Raw genomic sequence first — 17137 nt, 5'->3', positions numbered from 1 at the left:
GGGTCCGGTGTGGGCGGGAAATACCAGACCGGCGCCACCATCACACGATTAGATCCGGAGATCGAGCACTTGAGCACTGAACTCGTGCCAGCCCTCGAATGGAGCGACCTGGACCGCCGCGCGGTCGACGTCGTACGCACCCTGGCCATGGACGCGGTAGAGAAGGCGGGATCGGGTCACCCCGGCACCGCGATGAGCCTGGCGCCGGCCGCTTACCTGCTGTTCCAGCAGGTGATGCGACATGACCCGTCAGACCCCTCGTGGGCGGGCCGTGACCGGTTCGTCCTTTCGGCTGGTCACAGCAGCCTGACCCTCTACATCCAGCTCTTCCTCTCCGGCTACGGCCTGAGCCTGGACGACATCAAGGGGCTCCGCCAGTGGGAGAGCCTCACGCCCGGCCACCCCGAGCACGGCCACACCGTCGGCGTCGAGACCACCACGGGCCCGCTCGGCCAGGGCCTGGGCAACGCGGTCGGCATGGCGATGGCCGCCCGCCGCGAGCGCGGCCTGTTCGACCCGGACGCCACTCCGGGCACGAGCCCGTTCGACCACAACATCTGGTGCATCGCCTCCGAGGGTGACATCGAGGAGGGCATCAGCCACGAGGTGAGCGCCCTCGCCGCCCACCAGAGGCTGGGCAACCTCACCGTCGTCTTCGACAGCAACCACATCTCGATCGAGGACGACACCCAGATCGCGCTGAGCGAGGACATCGTCGCGCGCTACGAGGCGTACGGGTGGCACACCCAGACGGTCGACTGGACGCGGACGGGCGAGTACGTCGAGGACGTCCAGGCGCTGTACGAGGCCCTGGAGGCCGCCCGCGCCGAGACCGGCAGGCCGTCGTTCATCCGGCTGCGCACGATCATCGGCTGGCCCGCGCCCAACAAGCAGAACACCGGCAAGATCCACGGCTCGGCGCTGGGCGCCGACGAGGTCGCCGCCACCAAGAAGGTCATGGGCTTCGACGTCGAGAAGAGCTTCGACGTCCCCTCCGAGGTCCTGGAGCACGCCCGCGAGGTCGTCGAGCGCGGCCGGGCCGCGCGGGCGGAGTGGGACAAGCTCTACCAGGGCTGGCGCGAGGCCAACCCCGAGCGCGCCGCCGAGTTCGACCGCATCTCCGCGCGACGGCTTCCCGCCGACTGGACCGGGGCGCTGCCGACCTTCGAGATCGGCTCCTCCGTCGCCACCCGCAAGGCCTCCGGTGAGGTGCTTAGCGCCCTCGCGCCGGTGCTGCCCGAGCTGTGGGGCGGCTCGGCCGACCTCGCCGAGTCCAACAACACCACGATGAAGGGCGAGCCGTCCTTCATCCCCGAGGAGTTCCAGACCAAGGACTTCCCCGGCGGCCCCTACGGCCGCACGCTGCACTTCGGCATCCGCGAGCACGGCATGGGCGCGATTCTCAACGGCATCGCGCTGCACGGCGGCACCCGCCCCTACGGTGGCACGTTCCTGGTGTTCAGCGACTACATGCGCCCGGCCGTACGGCTGGCCGCGCTGATGAAGCTGCCGGTCACCTACGTGTGGACACACGACTCCATCGGTCTGGGCGAGGACGGTCCGACGCACCAGCCCGTCGAGCACCTGTGGGCGCTGCGCGCCATCCCCGGTCTCGACGTGGTCCGTCCGGCCGACGCCAACGAGACGGCCGCCGCATGGCAGGTCGTGCTGGAGCACAACGACCGCCCGGCCGCGCTGGCGCTCACCCGCCAGAACCTTCCGGTCTACGAGGGCACCCGCGACGCGGACAAGGTCGCCCGCGGCGGTTACGTCCTGCGGGACGCCTCCAACGGGCAGCCCTCGGTGATCCTGATCGGTACCGGCTCCGAGGTCGAGCTCGCCGTCGAGGCCCGCGAGCTCCTCGAGGCGGAGGGCATCGCCACCCGGGTCGTGTCGATGCCGTGCGTGGAGTGGTTCCAGGCCCAGGACGCGGCCTACCGGCAGACGGTGCTGCCCACGGCGGTGCGCGCGCGTGTGGCGGTCGAGGCGGGAATCGCGCTGGGCTGGCGGGAGTTCGTGGGAGACGAGGGTGTGGTGGTGAGCCTGGAGCACTTCGGTGCCTCGGCCCCCTACAAGACCCTCTACGAGCAGTTCGGCCTGACCGCCGAGCGCGTGGCCGCCGCCGCCAAGGCGAGCCTCGCCAAGACCGGAGCCGACAAGGGCGAGACGACGGGAAACTGATCATGAGTGAGATCCTGAAGAAGCTCTCCGAGCAGGGTGTCTCCATCTGGCTGGACGACATCAGCCGTGAGCGCCTGCGCACGGGCAACCTGCAGTCCCTGATCGACGACAAGCACGTGGTCGGTGTCACCTCCAACCCGACGATCTTCGCCTCGGCGCTGAGCAAGGGTGACGCCTACGACGGCCAGCTGCGCGACCTGAAGATCCGCGGTGTCGACGTGGAGGAGGCCGTGCGGGCGATCACCACCTACGACATCCGCTGGGCCGCCGACGTGCTGCGGCCGGTCTACGACGCCACCGGCCAGGTGGACGGCCGGGTGTCGATCGAGGTCGACCCCCGCCTGTCCAGGGAGACCGACAAGACCGTCGCCGAGGCGCGCGCGCTGTGGTGGCTGGTCGACCGGCCCAACCTGTTCATCAAGATCCCCGCCACCGTCGAGGGTCTGCCCGCGATCACGCAGGCGATCTCCGAGGGCATCAGCGTCAACGTCACGCTGATCTTCTCCCTTGAGCGCTACCGCGCCGTGATGGACGCCTGGCTGACCGGTCTGGAGAAGGCCAAGGAGGCCGGCCTGGACCTGTCGGCCATCGAGTCGGTCGCCTCGTTCTTCGTCAGCCGCGTGGACGGCGAGATCGACAAGCGCCTGGACAAGATCGGCACCCCCGAGGCGCTCGCGCTGAAGGGCAAGGCCGCGGTCGCCAACGCCCGCCTCGCCTTCGCCGCCTTCGAGGAGGTCGTCGCGTCCCCGCGCTGGCAGGCGCTCGCCGCGGCCGGTGCGCGGGCCCAGCGCCCGCTGTGGGCCTCCACCGGGACGAAGAACCCCGACTACCCCGACACCCTCTACGTCGACGAGCTGGTCACCTCCGGCACGGTCAACACGATGCCGGAGAAGACCCTGGACGCCACGGGCGACCACGGCAACATCACCGGCGACACGGTCCGCTCCTCCTACGAGGACTCCTGGAACACCATGGCGGCGCTCAAGGACGCCGGCATCGACTACGACGATGTCGTGCGCTTCCTGGAGGAGGACGGCCTGAGCAAGTTCGAGGCCTCCTGGAAAGAGCTGCTGGAGACCGTCTCCTCCGAGCTGAAGAAGGCGTGAGGACCATATGTCAGTGTCCGTGACGTTCAGCGAGGACGACTTCACCGAGCAGGCCTCGGAGACGGCAGGACAGCTCGCCGCCGAGGGGGTCCCCCAGGCCCTCGCCTCCGGCGACCCCACCCTGTGGGGTCCCGAGGCCGAAGCCGAGGCGGCGATCCGGCTCGGCTGGCTCAACCTCCCGCTGACGAGCAGGCAGCTGCTTCCCGAGATCGGCGCGCTGGTGGAGCGGGCCCGTGCCGAGGGCCTGGACCACGTGGTCCTGGCCGGCATGGGCGGCTCCTCCCTCGCCCCGGAGGTCATCACCACCTCCGCCGACGTGCCCCTCACCGTTCTCGACACCACCGACCCCGGCCAGGTGCGCCGGGCGCTCGAGGACCGGCTGGAGAGCACGATCCTGGTCGTCGCGAGCAAGAGCGGCGGCACGGTCGAGACCGACAGCCACCGGCGGATCTACGAGAAGGCCTTCCGCGACGCCGGGATCGACCCGGCGAAGCGGATCGTCGTCGTCACCGACCCCGGCTCGCCCCTGGAGGCGAGCGCCCGCGAGGCGGGCTACCAGGTGATCCTCGCCGACCCGAACGTGGGCGGCCGCTACAGCGCCCTGACCGCGTTCGGCCTGGTGCCCAGCGCGCTGGCGGGCGCCGACGTCGAGCGGTTGCTCGACGACGCGGCCGAGGTGGCGCCGCTGCTGTCGCGGACCGAGGGCAACCCCGGTCTCGACCTCGGCGCGGCCCTGGGCGCCGCCGCCGCGGCCGGGCGCGACAAGCTCGTGATCGAGGACAGCCTGTCGGAGATCAACGGCCTGCCCGACTGGATCGAGCAGCTGGTCGCCGAGTCCACCGGCAAGTCCGGCAAGGGCATCCTGCCCGTCGTGGGCGCCGACCCCGGTGACGCCGACGACGAGCTGCTCGCCGGGATCGACACCGACGGCGTCGTGACCGTCGCCGGCCCGCTGGGCGCGCAGTTCCTCGTCTGGGAGTACGCCACGGCCGTCGCGGGCCGCGTCCTCGGCATCGACCCGTTCAACCAGCCGAACGTGGCCGAGTCCAAGGAGAACACCGCCAAGCTGCTCGACCAGGCCGAGCTGCCGGTCGGCACCCCGATCCTGGTCGACGGCCCGGTGGAGGTGTACGGCGAGTTCCCCGGCTCCGAGGACGTCAAGGACCTGTCGGACGTGTTCACCCGGCTGCTGGAGGCGATCCCGGAGCGCGGCTACCTCGCGGTGATGGCCTACCTCGACCGTGAGGCGGCCTTCGACGCCCCGTACGCCGAGGGCGCCTCGTTCGAGGAGATGACGGACGTGTGGAGCGGCGCCGACCCGGCGACGCTGCGCGGGCTGCTCGCCGTCCGCACCGACCGTCCGGTCACCTTCGGCTGGGGCCCCCGCTTCCTGCACTCCACCGGCCAGTACCACAAGGGCGGCCCGCAGAACGGGGTGTTCCTGCAGATCACCGGTGCGGTCGAGGAGGATGTCGAGGTCCCCGGCAAGTCCTACACCCTGGGCCGGCTCCAGCTCGCCCAGGCCCTGGGCGACCTGGGCGCGCTGGCCAGCCGCGGGCGTCCCGCCGTACGGCTGCACCTGACCGACCGCGCCGCCGGAGTCGCGCGCCTGCTCGCCGCCTCGCGGGAGGTCTGATGGATCGCCGGAGGTTCGCATGAGCAAGGGGAGCTCCCGGGCGGGCGACGCGGCCGGTGCCCCGGCGTCGGCCACCGACACGGTCGTCCCCGTGACGGACGCGCAGGCGGACAACACGCCCACGACCACCACGGCCACCGACGTCGCGACCGCCGGTGTCACCGAGGCCATGATCGAGGCCAACCCGCTGCGCGACCCCAGCGACAAGCGCCTGCCGCGCGTGGCAGGGCCGTGCGTGCTGGTGCTGTTCGGTGTGACCGGCGACCTGGCACGCAAGAAGCTGCTGCCGGCGATCTACGACCTCGCCAACCGCGGGCTGCTGCCCCCTGGCTTCTCCCTGGTCGGCTTCGCCCGCCGCGACTGGAAGGACCAGGACTTCGCGCAGCTGACCCACGACGCGGTCAAGGAGCACGCGCGGACGCCGTTTCGCGAGGAGGTCTGGAAGCAGCTGTCGGAGGGCATCTTCTTCTGCCGTGGCGAGTTCACCGACGACGGTGCGTTCGACACGCTGGCGATGATGCTCAAGGAGATCGACCAGACCCGGGGCACCGGCGGCAACTACGGCTTCTACCTCTCGGTGCCGCCGAAGTTCTTCCCGGTCGTGGTCCAGCAGCTGAAGCGGACCGGCCTCGCCGACGGCCCTCCCGGATCCTGGCGCCGGGTGGTGATCGAGAAGCCCTTCGGGCACGACCTGCGGAGTGCCCAGGAGCTCAACGCGATCACCAGCGCGGTCTTCCCGGAGAGCTCGGTGTTCCGCATCGACCACTACCTGGGCAAGGAGACCGTCCAGAACATCCTGGCGCTGCGGTTCGCCAACAACCTGTTCGAGCCGATCTGGAACCGCGGTTACGTCGACCACGTACAGATCACGATGGCCGAGGACATCGGCATCGGAGGCCGGGCGGGTTACTACGACGGCATCGGCGCGGCCCGCGACGTGATCCAGAACCACCTGCTGCAGCTGCTCGCCCTGGTCGGCATGGAGGATCCGACGTCGTTCGGGGCCGACTCGCTGCGCAGGGAGAAGGAGAAGGTCCTCAAGGCGGTGCGGCTGCCGTCCGACCTGTCCCAGGCCACCGCGCGCGGCCGCTACGGGCCCGGCTGGCAGGGCGGCGAGCCGGTGATCGGCTACACCCAGGAGGAGGGCATCCCGCCCGACTCGATCACCGAGACCTACGCGGCCATCAAGCTGGAGATCGCCAACCGGCGCTGGGCCGGGGTGCCGTTCTACCTGCGCACCGGCAAGCGGCTCGGCCGCCGGGTCACCGAGGTGGCCGTGGTGTTCCAGCGGGCGCCGCACCTGCCGTTCAGCAAGGACGACACCGAGATCCTGGGGCAGAACGCACTGGTCATCCGGGTTCAGCCGGACGAGGGCATCACGGTGCGCTTCGGCTCCAAGGTGCCGGGCACCGCGATGGAGGTGCGGGACGTCTCGATGGACTTCGCCTACGGCGAGTCGTTCATGGAGTCCTCCCCCGAGGCCTACGAACGGCTGCTGCTGGACGTGCTGATCGGCGACCCGCCGCTCTTCCCGCACCAGCGCGAGGTCGAGCTGTCATGGAAGATCCTCGACCCGATCGAGGACTTCTGGAGCTCCCAGGGTCCGCCGGAGGAGTATCCCTCGGGCACCTGGGGGCCGGCCTCGGCCGACGAGATGATGGCCCGCGACGGGCGCGTCTGGAGGCGGCTGTAGATGACCAGCTTCATGCTCAGTGGCACGACCGCCTCGAAGATCTCCTCGCAGCTCACCCACCTGCGCCACCAGATGGGCACCCCGGCGGTCGGCATGGTGCTGACCCTCGTGGTGGTCTGCGGCGAGAGCGACCAGTACGACGCGGTCCGGGCCGCGACCGAGGCCGCCAGGGAGCACCCCTCCCGGATCCTGGTCGTCATCCCCCGCGACTCCGAGGAGCCGAACCGGCTCGACGCCGAGATCCGGTTCGGTGAGTCGACCCCGGGCGAGGTGATCCTGCTGCGCCTGTACGGAGAGCTGACCAGGCACGCCGACTCGGTCGTCAGCCCGCTGCTGCTCACCGACACCCCGGTGGTGGCCTGGTGGCCCACCGACGGCCCCGAGGTGCCGTCCAAGGACCCGATCGGCATGCTGGCCCAGCGTCGCATCGTCGACGCGCGGTCGGCGGCCGACCCGGTCAAGGCGATCGTCGGCCGGGCCCGCGGTTACGTGCCCGGCGACACCGACCTTGCCTGGACCCGGCTGACGACGTGGCGGAGCCTGCTGGCCGCCGCGTTCGACCAGCCGGTGGGCAAGGTCAAGCGGGGCGCCATCGAGGCCGTGCCCGGCCATGCCAGCGCCCTGCTGCTCGCGGCCTGGCTCGGCGAGCGTCTCGACGCCCCGGTGAAGGTCTCCGACTCCAGCGGGCCCGGCCTGACCATGGTCAAGCTGATCGCGGCGGACGGCGACATCACCATCACCCGCCCCGACGGCCGGCTGGGCACGCTGTCGCGTCCCGGCCAGCCTGATCGCAGGGTCGCCCTGGCCCGGCGCCCGACGTCGGAGCTGCTCGCCGAGGAGCTGCGGCGGCTGGACCCCGACGAGATCTACGCGTCGGCGATCCGGCGACTCGCCCGGACCCACAAGTCCTGAGCCGTGAGCGCCCCGCGGCGATCGCCGCGGGGCGCCTCCTTTCGAAAGAGAAGCCCCGTGAGCGTTCCCACTGTGATCATCCACCGCGACGCCGACGTGCTCGCCAAGGCCGTCGCCGCCCGGGTGATCGTCCGACTCGTCGACGCCCAGTCGGCCAAGGGCTCGGCCCACCTGGTCCTGACCGGCGGGACCGTCGGCATCGCCACCCTCGCCGAGATCGCCGCCTCCCCCGCCAGGGACGCCGTCGACTGGCGCAAGGTGGACATCTGGTGGGGTGACGAGCGTTTCCTGCCGGACGGCGACCCCGAGCGCAACGAGACCGGCGCCCGCGAGGCCCTGCTCAATCAGCTTGACCTCGACCCCGCGCGGGTCCACGTGATGCGCGGCCCCGACTCGGGCATGACCGCCGAGGAGTCGGCCTCGGCCTACACCGAGGAGCTTCGCAAGGCCGCGCCTCCCGAGGACCACGGCCCGGCCCCGTCCTTCGATCTGATGATGCTGGGCATGGGCCCCGACGGCCACGTCGCCTCGCTCTTCCCCGGCCTGCCCGCCCTGCACGACACCCGACCCGTGGTGGCGGTGCACGACTCTCCCAAGCCCCCGCCCACCCGTATCTCGCTCACGCTGCCGGTGATCCAGGGCGCCCGCGAGGTGTGGGTGATCGCCGCCGGCGAGGAGAAGGCCGAAGCGGTACGGCTCGCGCTGTCGGACTCGGGAACGATGCAGGTCCCCGCGGCCGGCGCCCGAGGCAGCCGGAACACCCTCTTCCTCCTGGACAGAGCCGCCGCCTCCAAGATCCCTTCTCCCTGAGCCGGATCCCCTCCCCATGATCTGAAAGCAGCCCGCTCTTCTCCTTTCGAATCCTCCCGAACGAGAAGAACTCGGTCCCTTCACCTCGAACCCGGGGCATCGAGAATCCTCGCAAATGAAAACTCATTTGCGAGGATTTTTCATATCGAGAATCGCCTTATGATTGCGACCACAGCGGCACCTGTGGAGGGATCATGACCGGCCGGAACTCCATCACCATTCTTCATGTTTCGGACATGCAGTTCGGAAAGGAACATCGGTTCGGTACGGAGGGCGTCACCGCCGGGGACCGCAAACACTCCTCATTGGCGGCACGGCTGCTAGAAGATGTCGCCTGGCTACAGGACGAACACGGCGTACGCCCCGATCTGGTGGTGGCCTCCGGAGACCTGGCCGAATGGGCTCTTCCCAGCGAATTCCGGAAAGTGAGGGAATTCCTCAGCGAGGTGACAGAGGGGCTCGGACTCGACAGGGGCCGGATCTCGATGGTGCCCGGCAATCACGATGTCAGCTGGAAGAAAAGCCGGGCGTACTTCGAGGACTGCGAGGGGGAAGAGACGAGTCCAACACCCCCTTACTGACCCAAATGGCAGCCCTATTTCGCCATGTTCAGCCAGTTTTATACGGGAATTCCGGGTATCGGGTTCCCCAAAGATCAGCCGTGGACGCTGTTCGAAGTGCCGGAGCTGGAAACGGTCATCGCGGGGCTCAACTCGACCATGGCCGAAAGCCACTTGGACTCCCACCACTACGGGTTCTGCGGCGAGGAGCAGCTGCGCTGGTTCGCCGACCGGTTGCGCACCTACGCCGGGCAGGGCTGGCTTCGGATCGGCGTGATGCACCACAACCCGGTGATCGTCAACCGGAAGGACGACGCCTTCCTCCGCGATCGAGACCAGTTCGGCGAGCTCGTCGCCCCGCACCTGAACCTTCTGCTGCACGGCCACACCCACGAGGGCCGGATCGACAGTTACGGCGCCGACGCTCTCACCGTGCTTTGCGCGGGCAGCACCGGGGTGCGCAACGACGCCCGCCCGGACGACGTACCCAACCAATACCAGCTCATCGAGATCACTCCCAAGGCGCTGAAAGTGTACGGGAGGCGCTACAACGTCTCCCGTTACCGCTGGGAGGGCGACACGGGCATCGGGATGGGCCGCGACCAGGCGACACGGGTATTACGGCGATCCTTCGACGACTGTGGCGCCACCTTTCCCGCCCTCACCTCCCAAGGGGATGACCGCGACGAGGAGGCGGATCCCCGAGCCCGCCACTCGCCGGAACGTCATCGAGACGACCTTCTCACCCGGGTGCGCCGGGTCTGTCAGGTCCGCTACCCGAACGCGGAGGTGGAGGAGGTCAGAGACGGCGAAGTGCGCTCCGGCTATCTGAGGGTCACGGTGCCGTCTGAGCCTCAGGTGTCGCTGTATCCCGTCGGGGTGTGTGAAAGATCGCCGGACCGCGAGGACATCGAGACCTTCCTGTCGGAGGTGGACGCGCGATACCGCGCGGGCGATCCGCAGCTGACCTCATACCTCGTCTACGAGGGCGAGGCCGCTTCGGAGGAGCTGAGGCTCTGGTCGAGCATGCGGGGGGTGCGCCTGCAGCGGCTGATGGAGTTTCAGGGAATGTTCGACCTGCAGCCGTACGCCCAGAAGCAGGCCGAGCGGCTGGCCGACAGCCAGATCTACCCGTCCGAGCTTTACGTCCCCCAGCGGTTCGGCGTGGTGGACGGTCAGGGGATGAGACGACCTGAGGTCGACCTCCTGGAGCGGCTGAGGGAGTGGATCGCCGACCACGACGGCCGGTTCGTCGTCGTGCTGGGCGACTTCGGCCACGGCAAGACCTTCCTGCTCCGCGAGCTCACGAGACTCATCCATCAGGAGGGGGTACCGCCGGTCATCCCGATCCTGATCCAGCCCAGGGACCTGGAGAAGGCCCATTCGCTCGACGAGCTACTGGCCGCGCATCTGACAGCGGGCGGTGAGGAGATCATCGACCATCGTTTACTGCGGTATCTCGTCCGGGAAGGGCGGGTGCTGCTGCTCTTCGACGGCTTCGACGAGCTGGCACTGCGCGTCACCTACGAGCAGTCCGCCGAGCACCTTAGCAACCTGGTTCAGGCCGCGCAGGGACGGGCGAAGGTGGTGCTGACCAGCCGCACCCAGTATTTCCTCTCCGACCGGCACGTGGAGACCGCGCTGAGTGCCCGGCTGGCCAACATGCCGGGCCGCAGGCTCATCAAGCTCCAGGAGTTCGACGACGACCAGATCCTCGCCTTCCTCACCCGCTTCCTCGACGGGGACGAGGCCGGGGCCCGAGCGCGACTCGAACTGCTGCGCGACGTGCAGGATCTTCTCGGACTGTCCAGGAATCCGCGCATGCTCAGCTTCATCGCCCGGCTTGACGAAAGGCGGTTACGCCAGATCAGAGACCAGGAGGGGGCGATCAGCGCTGCGGTTCTCTACCGGGAGCTCCTGGAACGCTGGCTGAGACTCGAGTACAACCGCGCCCAGCCGAAGGGCGCGATGCCGTCCCTGTCGGTCAGAGATCGCTGGACAGCGGTGCAGGCGCTCGCACTGGAATTGTGGAACACCGGTCAGGAAACCCTCGGCCTCGACAAGCTGGGAACCGTCGCCGAGACACTGCAGAGCCTCGTAGAGCTCCAGCTCACCTCCGGCCAGGCATCTCACATCATCGGATCCGGCACCCTCCTGGTCCGCCCGGAGGCCGGACGGTTCAAGTTCGTGCACCGCTCGGTAATGGAGTGGCTGGTCGCAGAACAGATCGCCAAGCAACTCAAGGAACAGGAACAGAACCCGCCCGAACTGCTGGTGCGAGCCCTCTCCGAGCTGATGGCCGACTTCGTCGCGGAACTGGCGGGGAGGTCCGCCGTGATCGCCTGGGCTCGCTCATCACTCGTGGCCGACGCCGACACGACGGAGACCACGAAGGTGAACGCCCTGACGCTACTGCGCCGCCTGAATGCTCCTCTACAGGTGGGAAACGACGGGCGACCGGTCATCAGACTCGCGGGGATGAACCTGCGCGGCGCCGACCTCACCGGAGCCGATCTCCGCGACGCGGATCTCTCCGGCGCGGACCTGCGGGAAGCCTTGCTCGATGGTGCCGACCTCACCGGCGCGGACCTGCGTGACGCCGTACTGCGGGAAAGCTCGGGGAAGAAAGCGCGCTTGAACGGCGCCGACCTGCGGGGCGCCGACTTCTCCCTTGCCAGGTTCTTCGAGGCCGACCTCACCGACGCGCGCTTCAAGGGCTCGCGATGGTTCCGGACGGTCCTGCTGGGCGCCGTCCTGCCTCCTAACTGTTTCGACAACTGCGACACCCGCGGCGCGGCCCTTCCCTCCCACTTCATCCCATCTCACGAACTGGCTTCATCACGCGGCACCCCGATCTATTCGGTGGCGTGGAGTCCCGATGGGGACATGCTGGCCTCCAGCGGCAGCAGTCACCGGGTGTATCTCTGGGACCCCGTCACCGGCACCGCAATCCGCACCATCAAAGGCCACACCGGCAGCGTCAACGCCATCTCCTGGAGCCCCGACGGCACCCACCTCGCCACCGGCGGCGACAACGGGACCATCCACGTCTGGAACCCCGCCACCGGCACCACAATCCGCACTCCCGATAGCCACACCGGCAGCGTCAACGCCATCTCCTGGAGCCCCGACGGCACCCACCTCGCCACCGGCGGCGACGATGGGACCGCCCGCATCTGGAGCCCCACCACCGGAGCCCACCTCGCCACGATGGTCCCCTTACCTGATGGATCCGCCGCCTTCGGGCCCGACGGCATGGTCTACAAGTTCAACGGCACCCCCTCCGGTGTGTTCTGGTGGGCCGTCAACCTGTGCACCTTCACCCCGGAAGAACTTGCCCCCTACGTACCTGGCCTGCGCCGCGTACCGTACGACTCCCCCCTGAGCGACCTCCTCCCCCGCTCCGAAGACAGGTGACCCCATGTCCATCGCCGACCCCGCTCCCTCCGCAGGCCAGATGTCGCAGGAAAACGATCCGGGTGAGCACCGCACATTCAGGCAGGCCGATCTGGTTGCCAGGACCTTTCCCCTGGTCTCGACCGAAGAGTGGCGGGCACCCGAGGAGGTCCTGCGCCGGATGTATCTCGAGGCCGAGGGCCGGGCCATCGAGGCGTACACCTGGTACATGCGAGACCGCGTCAGGAAGAGGGCCTCCTCCAAGATCTTGCGAGGAGTCGCCATCGTGCTGGCCGCCGCGGGCGGGCTCCAGCCGCTGGCCAGCGCGGCCGGCGCCGGAGGCGGTCTGGGATGGGGTTACATCCTGCTCGCCTCGGCAGGTGTCTGCGTCGCCTTCGACCACTTCCTCGGGCTCTCGTCCCGCTGGATGCGGGACATGGTCGCGGCGCAGGAGATCCAGTCGCGGCTGCACGACTTCCAGCTCGACTGGGCGGTGCTCAACGCACGGGACGCGCTCGATCAGCGCTCAATCCCCGTGGAGGAGTATCTCGAACTACTCCGGACCTTCATCACCGACCTGTCGGCGATCGTGACCAGGGAGACCAACGAATGGGTCACCGAGTTCCAGAGCGGCCTGGCCCAGCTCAACCTGCCTTCCACCCAAAAGTGACCCTCAGCCATCTGGTGCGATTCCGGCCACACCGACCACCGTGTTCACGGTGTGCGATCGAGCCATGACCGCTACGGTGGCCGTCGGTCCACGAAGGTGCCGCACGTACACCGCTGAATGGAGGGGATGATGGCCGAACCGTCCGACGTCACGCTGATGCCCGCCGAGCAGTTCGACGAGTTGGTCGCCTCACTCGACGAGCCGGATGAGGCACCCGTGCTCCGCCAGGCCCTGCGGCGGCGGCGCGTCTATCGCGAATCGGAATGAACTGACGGCCGCGATCTTCGAGATGGCCGTCATGGTGCCGTCTCGGGGTGCTGGGCGGCGACGGTGTCGATCTCGGTGAGGATCTCCTTCTTGCCCGCCGGCTCCATGGACGAGGCTTCGACCGCGTTGCGGGCCAGGGTGGCGAGGGTGGCACGGTCCAGGCCGAGGTGGTCGGCGGCGACGCGATACTCGCGGCTCAGGGTGGTGGCGAACATGGGCGGGTCGTCGCTGTTGAGGGTGACGAACAGGCCCTCCTCGATCATGCGGGGCAGCGGGTGCTCCTCGATGCGGGCGACCTGGCCGGTGCAGACGTTGGAGGTGGGGCAGACCTCCAGGGGGGTCCGGGTCTCGCGCAGGTGGGCGACGAGGCGGGGATCGTCCATGCAGGCGATGCCGTGGCCGATCCGCTCGGCGCCCAGGAGGTCGAGGGCCTCCCAGATGGTCTCCGGGCCGCTCATCTCGCCCGCGTGCGGCAGGCTGCGCAGCCCGGCGGCGGTGGCGGCGCGGAAGGCGTCGGCGAAGGCGTCCCGATACTTCGGGCGTTCCTGCTCGATGCCGGCCAGCCCGAAACCTACCAGCGCCTGGGGAGGTTCTGCGAGCGCGTGGTCCAGGGTGACGCGGGCCGCCTCGACGCCGTACTCGCCGGGGATGTCGAACACGTACGCCATCCGCACCCCGTGCTCCTCGTGGGAGCGGCGGGCGGCGAGGTCGAGCGCCTCGGTGACCTCGCGCATCGGCATGCCCACGAGGTGGTGCGCGTACGGCGTGACGGTCAGCTCGACATAGCGGCCGTTCTGCTCCGCGAGGTCGGAGGCGAGGCCGAGCACCAGGGTGGCCACGTCCTCCGGCTCGCGGACGAGGGCGTTGATCGCCTGGTAGATGCGGGCGAAGTGCGGGAAGTCGGTGAACCTGTAGAAGGCGCGCAGCTCCTCCTCGTCCGTGGGGACGCCGCCGCCGGGGTGGCGGCGGGCGAGTTCGAGCACGGTGGGGACGGAGGCGGAGCCGACCAGGTGGACGTGGAGCTCGACCTTGGGGAGGGCGTCGATGAAGGCGTTGATCGTCATGCGGGGACCCTACGCACGCCGACCTCGGCCGCGAAAGGCATTTACCGTGAAGCTGACACTAAAATGTCATTTTCCCCGGGAGAGGCTGAGGCCGCGCACCCCGACCTCTCCCGGGGAGGACTGTGGCCCCACGGAGAAACCGAAAAGTGCGACCTCCCCGCTTCGGAATCCCTGAGCGATCTCGAAACGGGAAGGTCGCGTGATGGGGTTCAGCTCGGGGACGCCGTCGCCATCACGCCCACGGCCAGCCTGGCTTCCACCACGCCGGGATCCTCGGTGTAGCTCAGGGTCGCGCCGAGCGAGACCAGGAGCCTGCGCATGCGGATGTTGTCGGACAGCAGCGTCGCCCTGACCTCGGCGAAGCCCAGGTCGCGGGCCTGGCGGACGAGCATCCCCGCCAGGGCTGTTCCCAGCCCCCTGCCCTGCCAGCGGTCCTCGATCAGGAACGCCATCTCGGCGGTGCCCGGGTCGGAGGTGAACATCAGGTTGGCGAGACCGACGACCTGGCCGTCGTGTCCGGCGACGACCGACTGACCCCGGGCGCGGTCGCAGAGCCGCTCGAAGACCTTCGGCGGCAGTACCGGCGCCGAGGTGAAGTAGCGGAACCTGCGGGCCTCGGGCGAGCAGCGGTCGTGCAGGTCGCGTACGGCCTCGCGGTAGAGGCGGGTGAGCGGGCGGACGTTGACCTCGACGCCGTCGGAGAGCGTGATGTCGCGGTCGGCCCCGGACTCTTCGACGGGTGGCTGCGCCAGGCGGACGAAGGAGGCCGCGCGGGCGGCCTCGGTCAGCGTGAAGGGCAGCTCGGCCCTGCGGACCCTGATCGCGCGGCGCGGAGCCACGGGCACGGTCAGCAGGGTCGGGTCCGGAAGATCACTCATCTCCGAACCGTAGACCCAGCGGGAGTCGTCGGCGCGCAGCAGCTCTCCCAGCAGCTCCGGCAGACGCCAGGGCGTCATGCGCAGCCGGGAGGCGAGCAGCAGGACGCGGGTGGGCTCGTCGGTCAGCTCGTGGGCGGTGGCGGCGACGACCTGGACCTGCCGTCCCCCGGCGGCCTCCAGCGCCTCGCGTACCGCCTCGGCTCCGGCGGGGATGTCCGTGACGAACTCGTCGACCGTGCCGTCCACGTCGGTCTGCACGCTCAGGCCCAGAATGTTGCCGCCCTTGGCGGCGAGCGCGGCGGTCAGCGAGGCCAGCCGTCCCGGCCTCTCGTCAACGGTCGTACGAATCCTCAGAAACCCCATCAGAATGCCCCTTCCGTCAGGGCATAGCCTGTCCCGGAGCTGTTACGGGACTGCTACACATGAGTGAGCCCATCGTTACGTCTGAGAAGATCACTCATTACGCGGCCGGACGGCGTTTCTGCAACGGTTTCCGTTGACAGGTGCACCCAGATAGACGGATACAGCAGAATGTGAGGCCATGAGCACGCGCGTTCCCCTGGCCGGGGACTTCGTCAACGGAGACGTCTCCTTCTGGTATCGCTCCCTCGGCATCCCCTCCCCCGGCGCCCCTCTCACCGGAGACCTCGACGCCGACGTCGCCATCGTCGGCGCCGGATACACGGGCCTGTGGACCGCCTACTACCTGAAGAAGGCGAGCCCCGGTCTGCGGATCGTCGTACTGGAGAAGGAGTTCGCCGGATACGGCGCCTCCGGACGCAACGGCGGCTGGCTGGTCGGCGAGCTGGCGGGCACCCCCGAGCGCTACGCCAAGACGCACGGCGCGGACGCGGCCAGGCGGCTGCAGCGGGTGATGTTCGACACGATCGACGAGGTCGTCGCCGTCGCCAAGGACGAGAACATCGACGCCGAGATCGTCAAGGGCGGTGTCACCACGGTCGCCACCAACGCCGCCCAGGACCGGCGGCTGCACCGGCTGCTCGCCCACGAGCGCCACTGGGGCTGGACCGAGGAGGACGTGCGGCTGCTCGACCCCGCCGAGCGGGAAGGGCGCCTGCGGGTGAACGGCGCGGTCAGCGCGATCTGGAGCCCGCACTGCGCCAGGATCCAGCCCGCCAAGCTGGCCAGAGGTCTGGCCGAGACCGTGAGAGGGCTCGGGGTGGAGATCTTCGAGCGCACCCCGGTCACCGAGATCGCCCCCCGCGAGGCCCGCACGCCGCAGGGGACGGTCCGCGCCGAATACGTCATCCGCGCCACCGAGGGCTTCACCGCCGAGCTGAGGCAGTATCACCGGACGTGGCTGCCGATGAACAGCTCCATGATCGTCACCGAGCCGCTGGGCGCGCTGTGGGACGAGATCGGCTGGGAGGGCAACGAGCTGCTCGGTGACATGGCGCACTACTACATGTACGCCCAGCGCACCGCCGACGGCCGGATCGCGTTCGGCGGGCGCGGCAAGCCCTACCTGTACGGATCCCGCGTGGACGATCGGGGCCACACTCACGAGTGGACGATCGAGGCGCTCTGGGAGCTGCTCACCGGGATGTTCCCCGCGGTCAGGGCCTCCCGCGTCGCGCACGCCTGGTCCGGCGTGCTCGGTGTGCCCCGCGACTGGTGCGCCACCGTGCACGTCGACCACACCACCGGCATCGGCTGGGCGGGGGGCTACACCGGCCACGGGGTGACCACGACCAACCTCGCCGGCCGTACCCTGCGTGACCTCATCCTGCGCGAGGACACCGACCTGACCTCCCTGCCCTGGGTGGACCGCAAGGTCCGCGGCTGGGAGGTGGAACCGCTGCGGTGGATCGGCGTGCACACCATGTACGACCTCTACCGCCGGGCCGACGCCAGGGAGAAGGCCGGGCTCGGCCGCACCTCGGTGCTGGCCCGCGTCGCCGACTCCATCACCGGACGCTGAACGCGGGGCGGACGGCCCCGGA

At 69.4% G+C, this 17137-nt stretch carries 13 protein-coding genes; 11 read left to right on the top strand and 2 right to left on the bottom strand.

The window, feature by feature from the left end; translation table 11 throughout:
• The first annotated feature begins 69 nt into the window (after positions 1-69).
• The 10 genes from tkt (at position 70) to ACFY3D_RS25070 (ending at position 13231) form a co-directional block, all read left to right on the top strand.
• The gene (gene tkt, locus ACFY3D_RS25115; protein WP_389983286.1) at positions 70-2181 is read left to right on the top strand and encodes a transketolase; all 2112 of its coding nucleotides are present in this window, start codon (positions 70-72) and stop codon (positions 2179-2181) included.
• Positions 2182-2183: 2 nt separating this feature from the next.
• On the top strand, positions 2184-3287 hold the full coding sequence (tal, locus tag ACFY3D_RS25110; RefSeq protein ID WP_389983283.1) for a transaldolase: 1104 nt from the start codon (positions 2184-2186) through the stop codon (positions 3285-3287).
• 7 nt (positions 3288-3294) lie between these two features.
• Entirely contained in the window at positions 3295-4923 is a 1629-nt protein-coding gene (locus ACFY3D_RS25105) for a glucose-6-phosphate isomerase (RefSeq protein ID WP_389983280.1), read from the top strand.
• Positions 4924-5092: 169 nt separating this feature from the next.
• Complete coding sequence (zwf, locus tag ACFY3D_RS25100) at positions 5093-6616, top strand: glucose-6-phosphate dehydrogenase (RefSeq protein WP_350947820.1); 1524 nt, start codon at positions 5093-5095, stop codon at positions 6614-6616.
• The gene (locus tag ACFY3D_RS25095; RefSeq protein WP_389983277.1) at positions 6617-7528 is read left to right on the top strand and encodes a glucose-6-phosphate dehydrogenase assembly protein OpcA; all 912 of its coding nucleotides are present in this window, start codon (positions 6617-6619) and stop codon (positions 7526-7528) included. It begins immediately after the preceding gene.
• Positions 7529-7585: 57 nt separating this feature from the next.
• The gene (pgl, locus tag ACFY3D_RS25090) at positions 7586-8338 is read left to right on the top strand and encodes a 6-phosphogluconolactonase (RefSeq protein WP_389983274.1); all 753 of its coding nucleotides are present in this window, start codon (positions 7586-7588) and stop codon (positions 8336-8338) included.
• Between the two features lie 194 nt (positions 8339-8532).
• Positions 8533-8919 carry a metallophosphoesterase gene (locus ACFY3D_RS25085; RefSeq protein ID WP_389983271.1) on the top strand — a complete coding sequence of 129 codons (387 nt, stop codon included), beginning with the start codon at positions 8533-8535 and terminating at the stop codon, positions 8917-8919.
• Positions 8920-9015: 96 nt separating this feature from the next.
• Positions 9016-12315 (top strand): pentapeptide repeat-containing protein, encoded by a 3300-nt coding sequence (locus tag ACFY3D_RS25080; RefSeq protein WP_389983268.1) that lies wholly within the window; start codon positions 9016-9018, stop codon positions 12313-12315.
• Positions 12316-12319: 4 nt separating this feature from the next.
• A complete protein-coding gene (locus tag ACFY3D_RS25075) occupies positions 12320-12964 on the top strand; it encodes an SLATT domain-containing protein (protein ID WP_389983264.1) in 645 nt (214 codons plus the stop codon).
• A 129-nt stretch (positions 12965-13093) separates the two neighbouring features.
• Entirely contained in the window at positions 13094-13231 is a 138-nt protein-coding gene (locus tag ACFY3D_RS25070; RefSeq protein ID WP_389983261.1) for a hypothetical protein, read from the top strand.
• Between the two features lie 29 nt (positions 13232-13260).
• On the opposite strand, the gene add is transcribed toward ACFY3D_RS25070, so the two are convergent.
• Positions 13261-14295: an adenosine deaminase gene (gene add / locus ACFY3D_RS25065; protein ID WP_389983258.1), complete on the bottom strand. Its 1035-nt coding sequence runs from the start codon at positions 14293-14295 to the stop codon at positions 13261-13263.
• Positions 14296-14504: 209 nt separating this feature from the next.
• On the bottom strand, positions 14505-15536 hold the full coding sequence (locus ACFY3D_RS25060) for a GNAT family N-acetyltransferase (protein WP_389983255.1): 1032 nt from the start codon (positions 15534-15536) through the stop codon (positions 14505-14507).
• Positions 15537-15714: 178 nt separating this feature from the next.
• On the opposite strand from ACFY3D_RS25060, the gene ACFY3D_RS25055 reads away from it, so the two are divergent.
• Positions 15715-17115 (top strand): NAD(P)/FAD-dependent oxidoreductase, encoded by a 1401-nt coding sequence (locus ACFY3D_RS25055; protein WP_389983252.1) that lies wholly within the window; start codon positions 15715-15717, stop codon positions 17113-17115.
• Positions 17116-17137: the final 22 nt, after the last annotated feature.

Source organism: Streptosporangium sp. NPDC000509 (assembly GCF_042898365.1).
Classification (GTDB): domain Bacteria; phylum Actinomycetota; class Actinomycetes; order Streptosporangiales; family Streptosporangiaceae; genus Streptosporangium.
Note: the sequence above shows the minus strand (reverse complement) of the source record. Positions and strands in the feature narration are given on the sequence as shown.

Coding starts and splice junctions, on each gene's coding strand:
- tal (WP_389983283.1), top strand. CDS start 2,184: ATGAGTGAGATCCTGAAGAAGCTCTCCGAGCAGGGTGTCTCCATCTGG.
- ACFY3D_RS25105 (WP_389983280.1), top strand. CDS start 3,295: ATGTCAGTGTCCGTGACGTTCAGCGAGGACGACTTCACCGAGCAGGCC.
- zwf (WP_350947820.1), top strand. CDS start 5,093: ATGATCGAGGCCAACCCGCTGCGCGACCCCAGCGACAAGCGCCTGCCG.
- ACFY3D_RS25095 (WP_389983277.1), top strand. CDS start 6,617: ATGACCAGCTTCATGCTCAGTGGCACGACCGCCTCGAAGATCTCCTCG.
- ACFY3D_RS25085 (WP_389983271.1), top strand. CDS start 8,533: ATGACCGGCCGGAACTCCATCACCATTCTTCATGTTTCGGACATGCAG.
- ACFY3D_RS25075 (WP_389983264.1), top strand. CDS start 12,320: ATGTCCATCGCCGACCCCGCTCCCTCCGCAGGCCAGATGTCGCAGGAA.
- ACFY3D_RS25070 (WP_389983261.1), top strand. CDS start 13,094: ATGGCCGAACCGTCCGACGTCACGCTGATGCCCGCCGAGCAGTTCGAC.
- add (WP_389983258.1), bottom strand. CDS start 14,295: ATGACGATCAACGCCTTCATCGACGCCCTCCCCAAGGTCGAGCTCCAC.
- ACFY3D_RS25060 (WP_389983255.1), bottom strand. CDS start 15,536: ATGGGGTTTCTGAGGATTCGTACGACCGTTGACGAGAGGCCGGGACGG.
- ACFY3D_RS25055 (WP_389983252.1), top strand. CDS start 15,715: ATGAGCACGCGCGTTCCCCTGGCCGGGGACTTCGTCAACGGAGACGTC.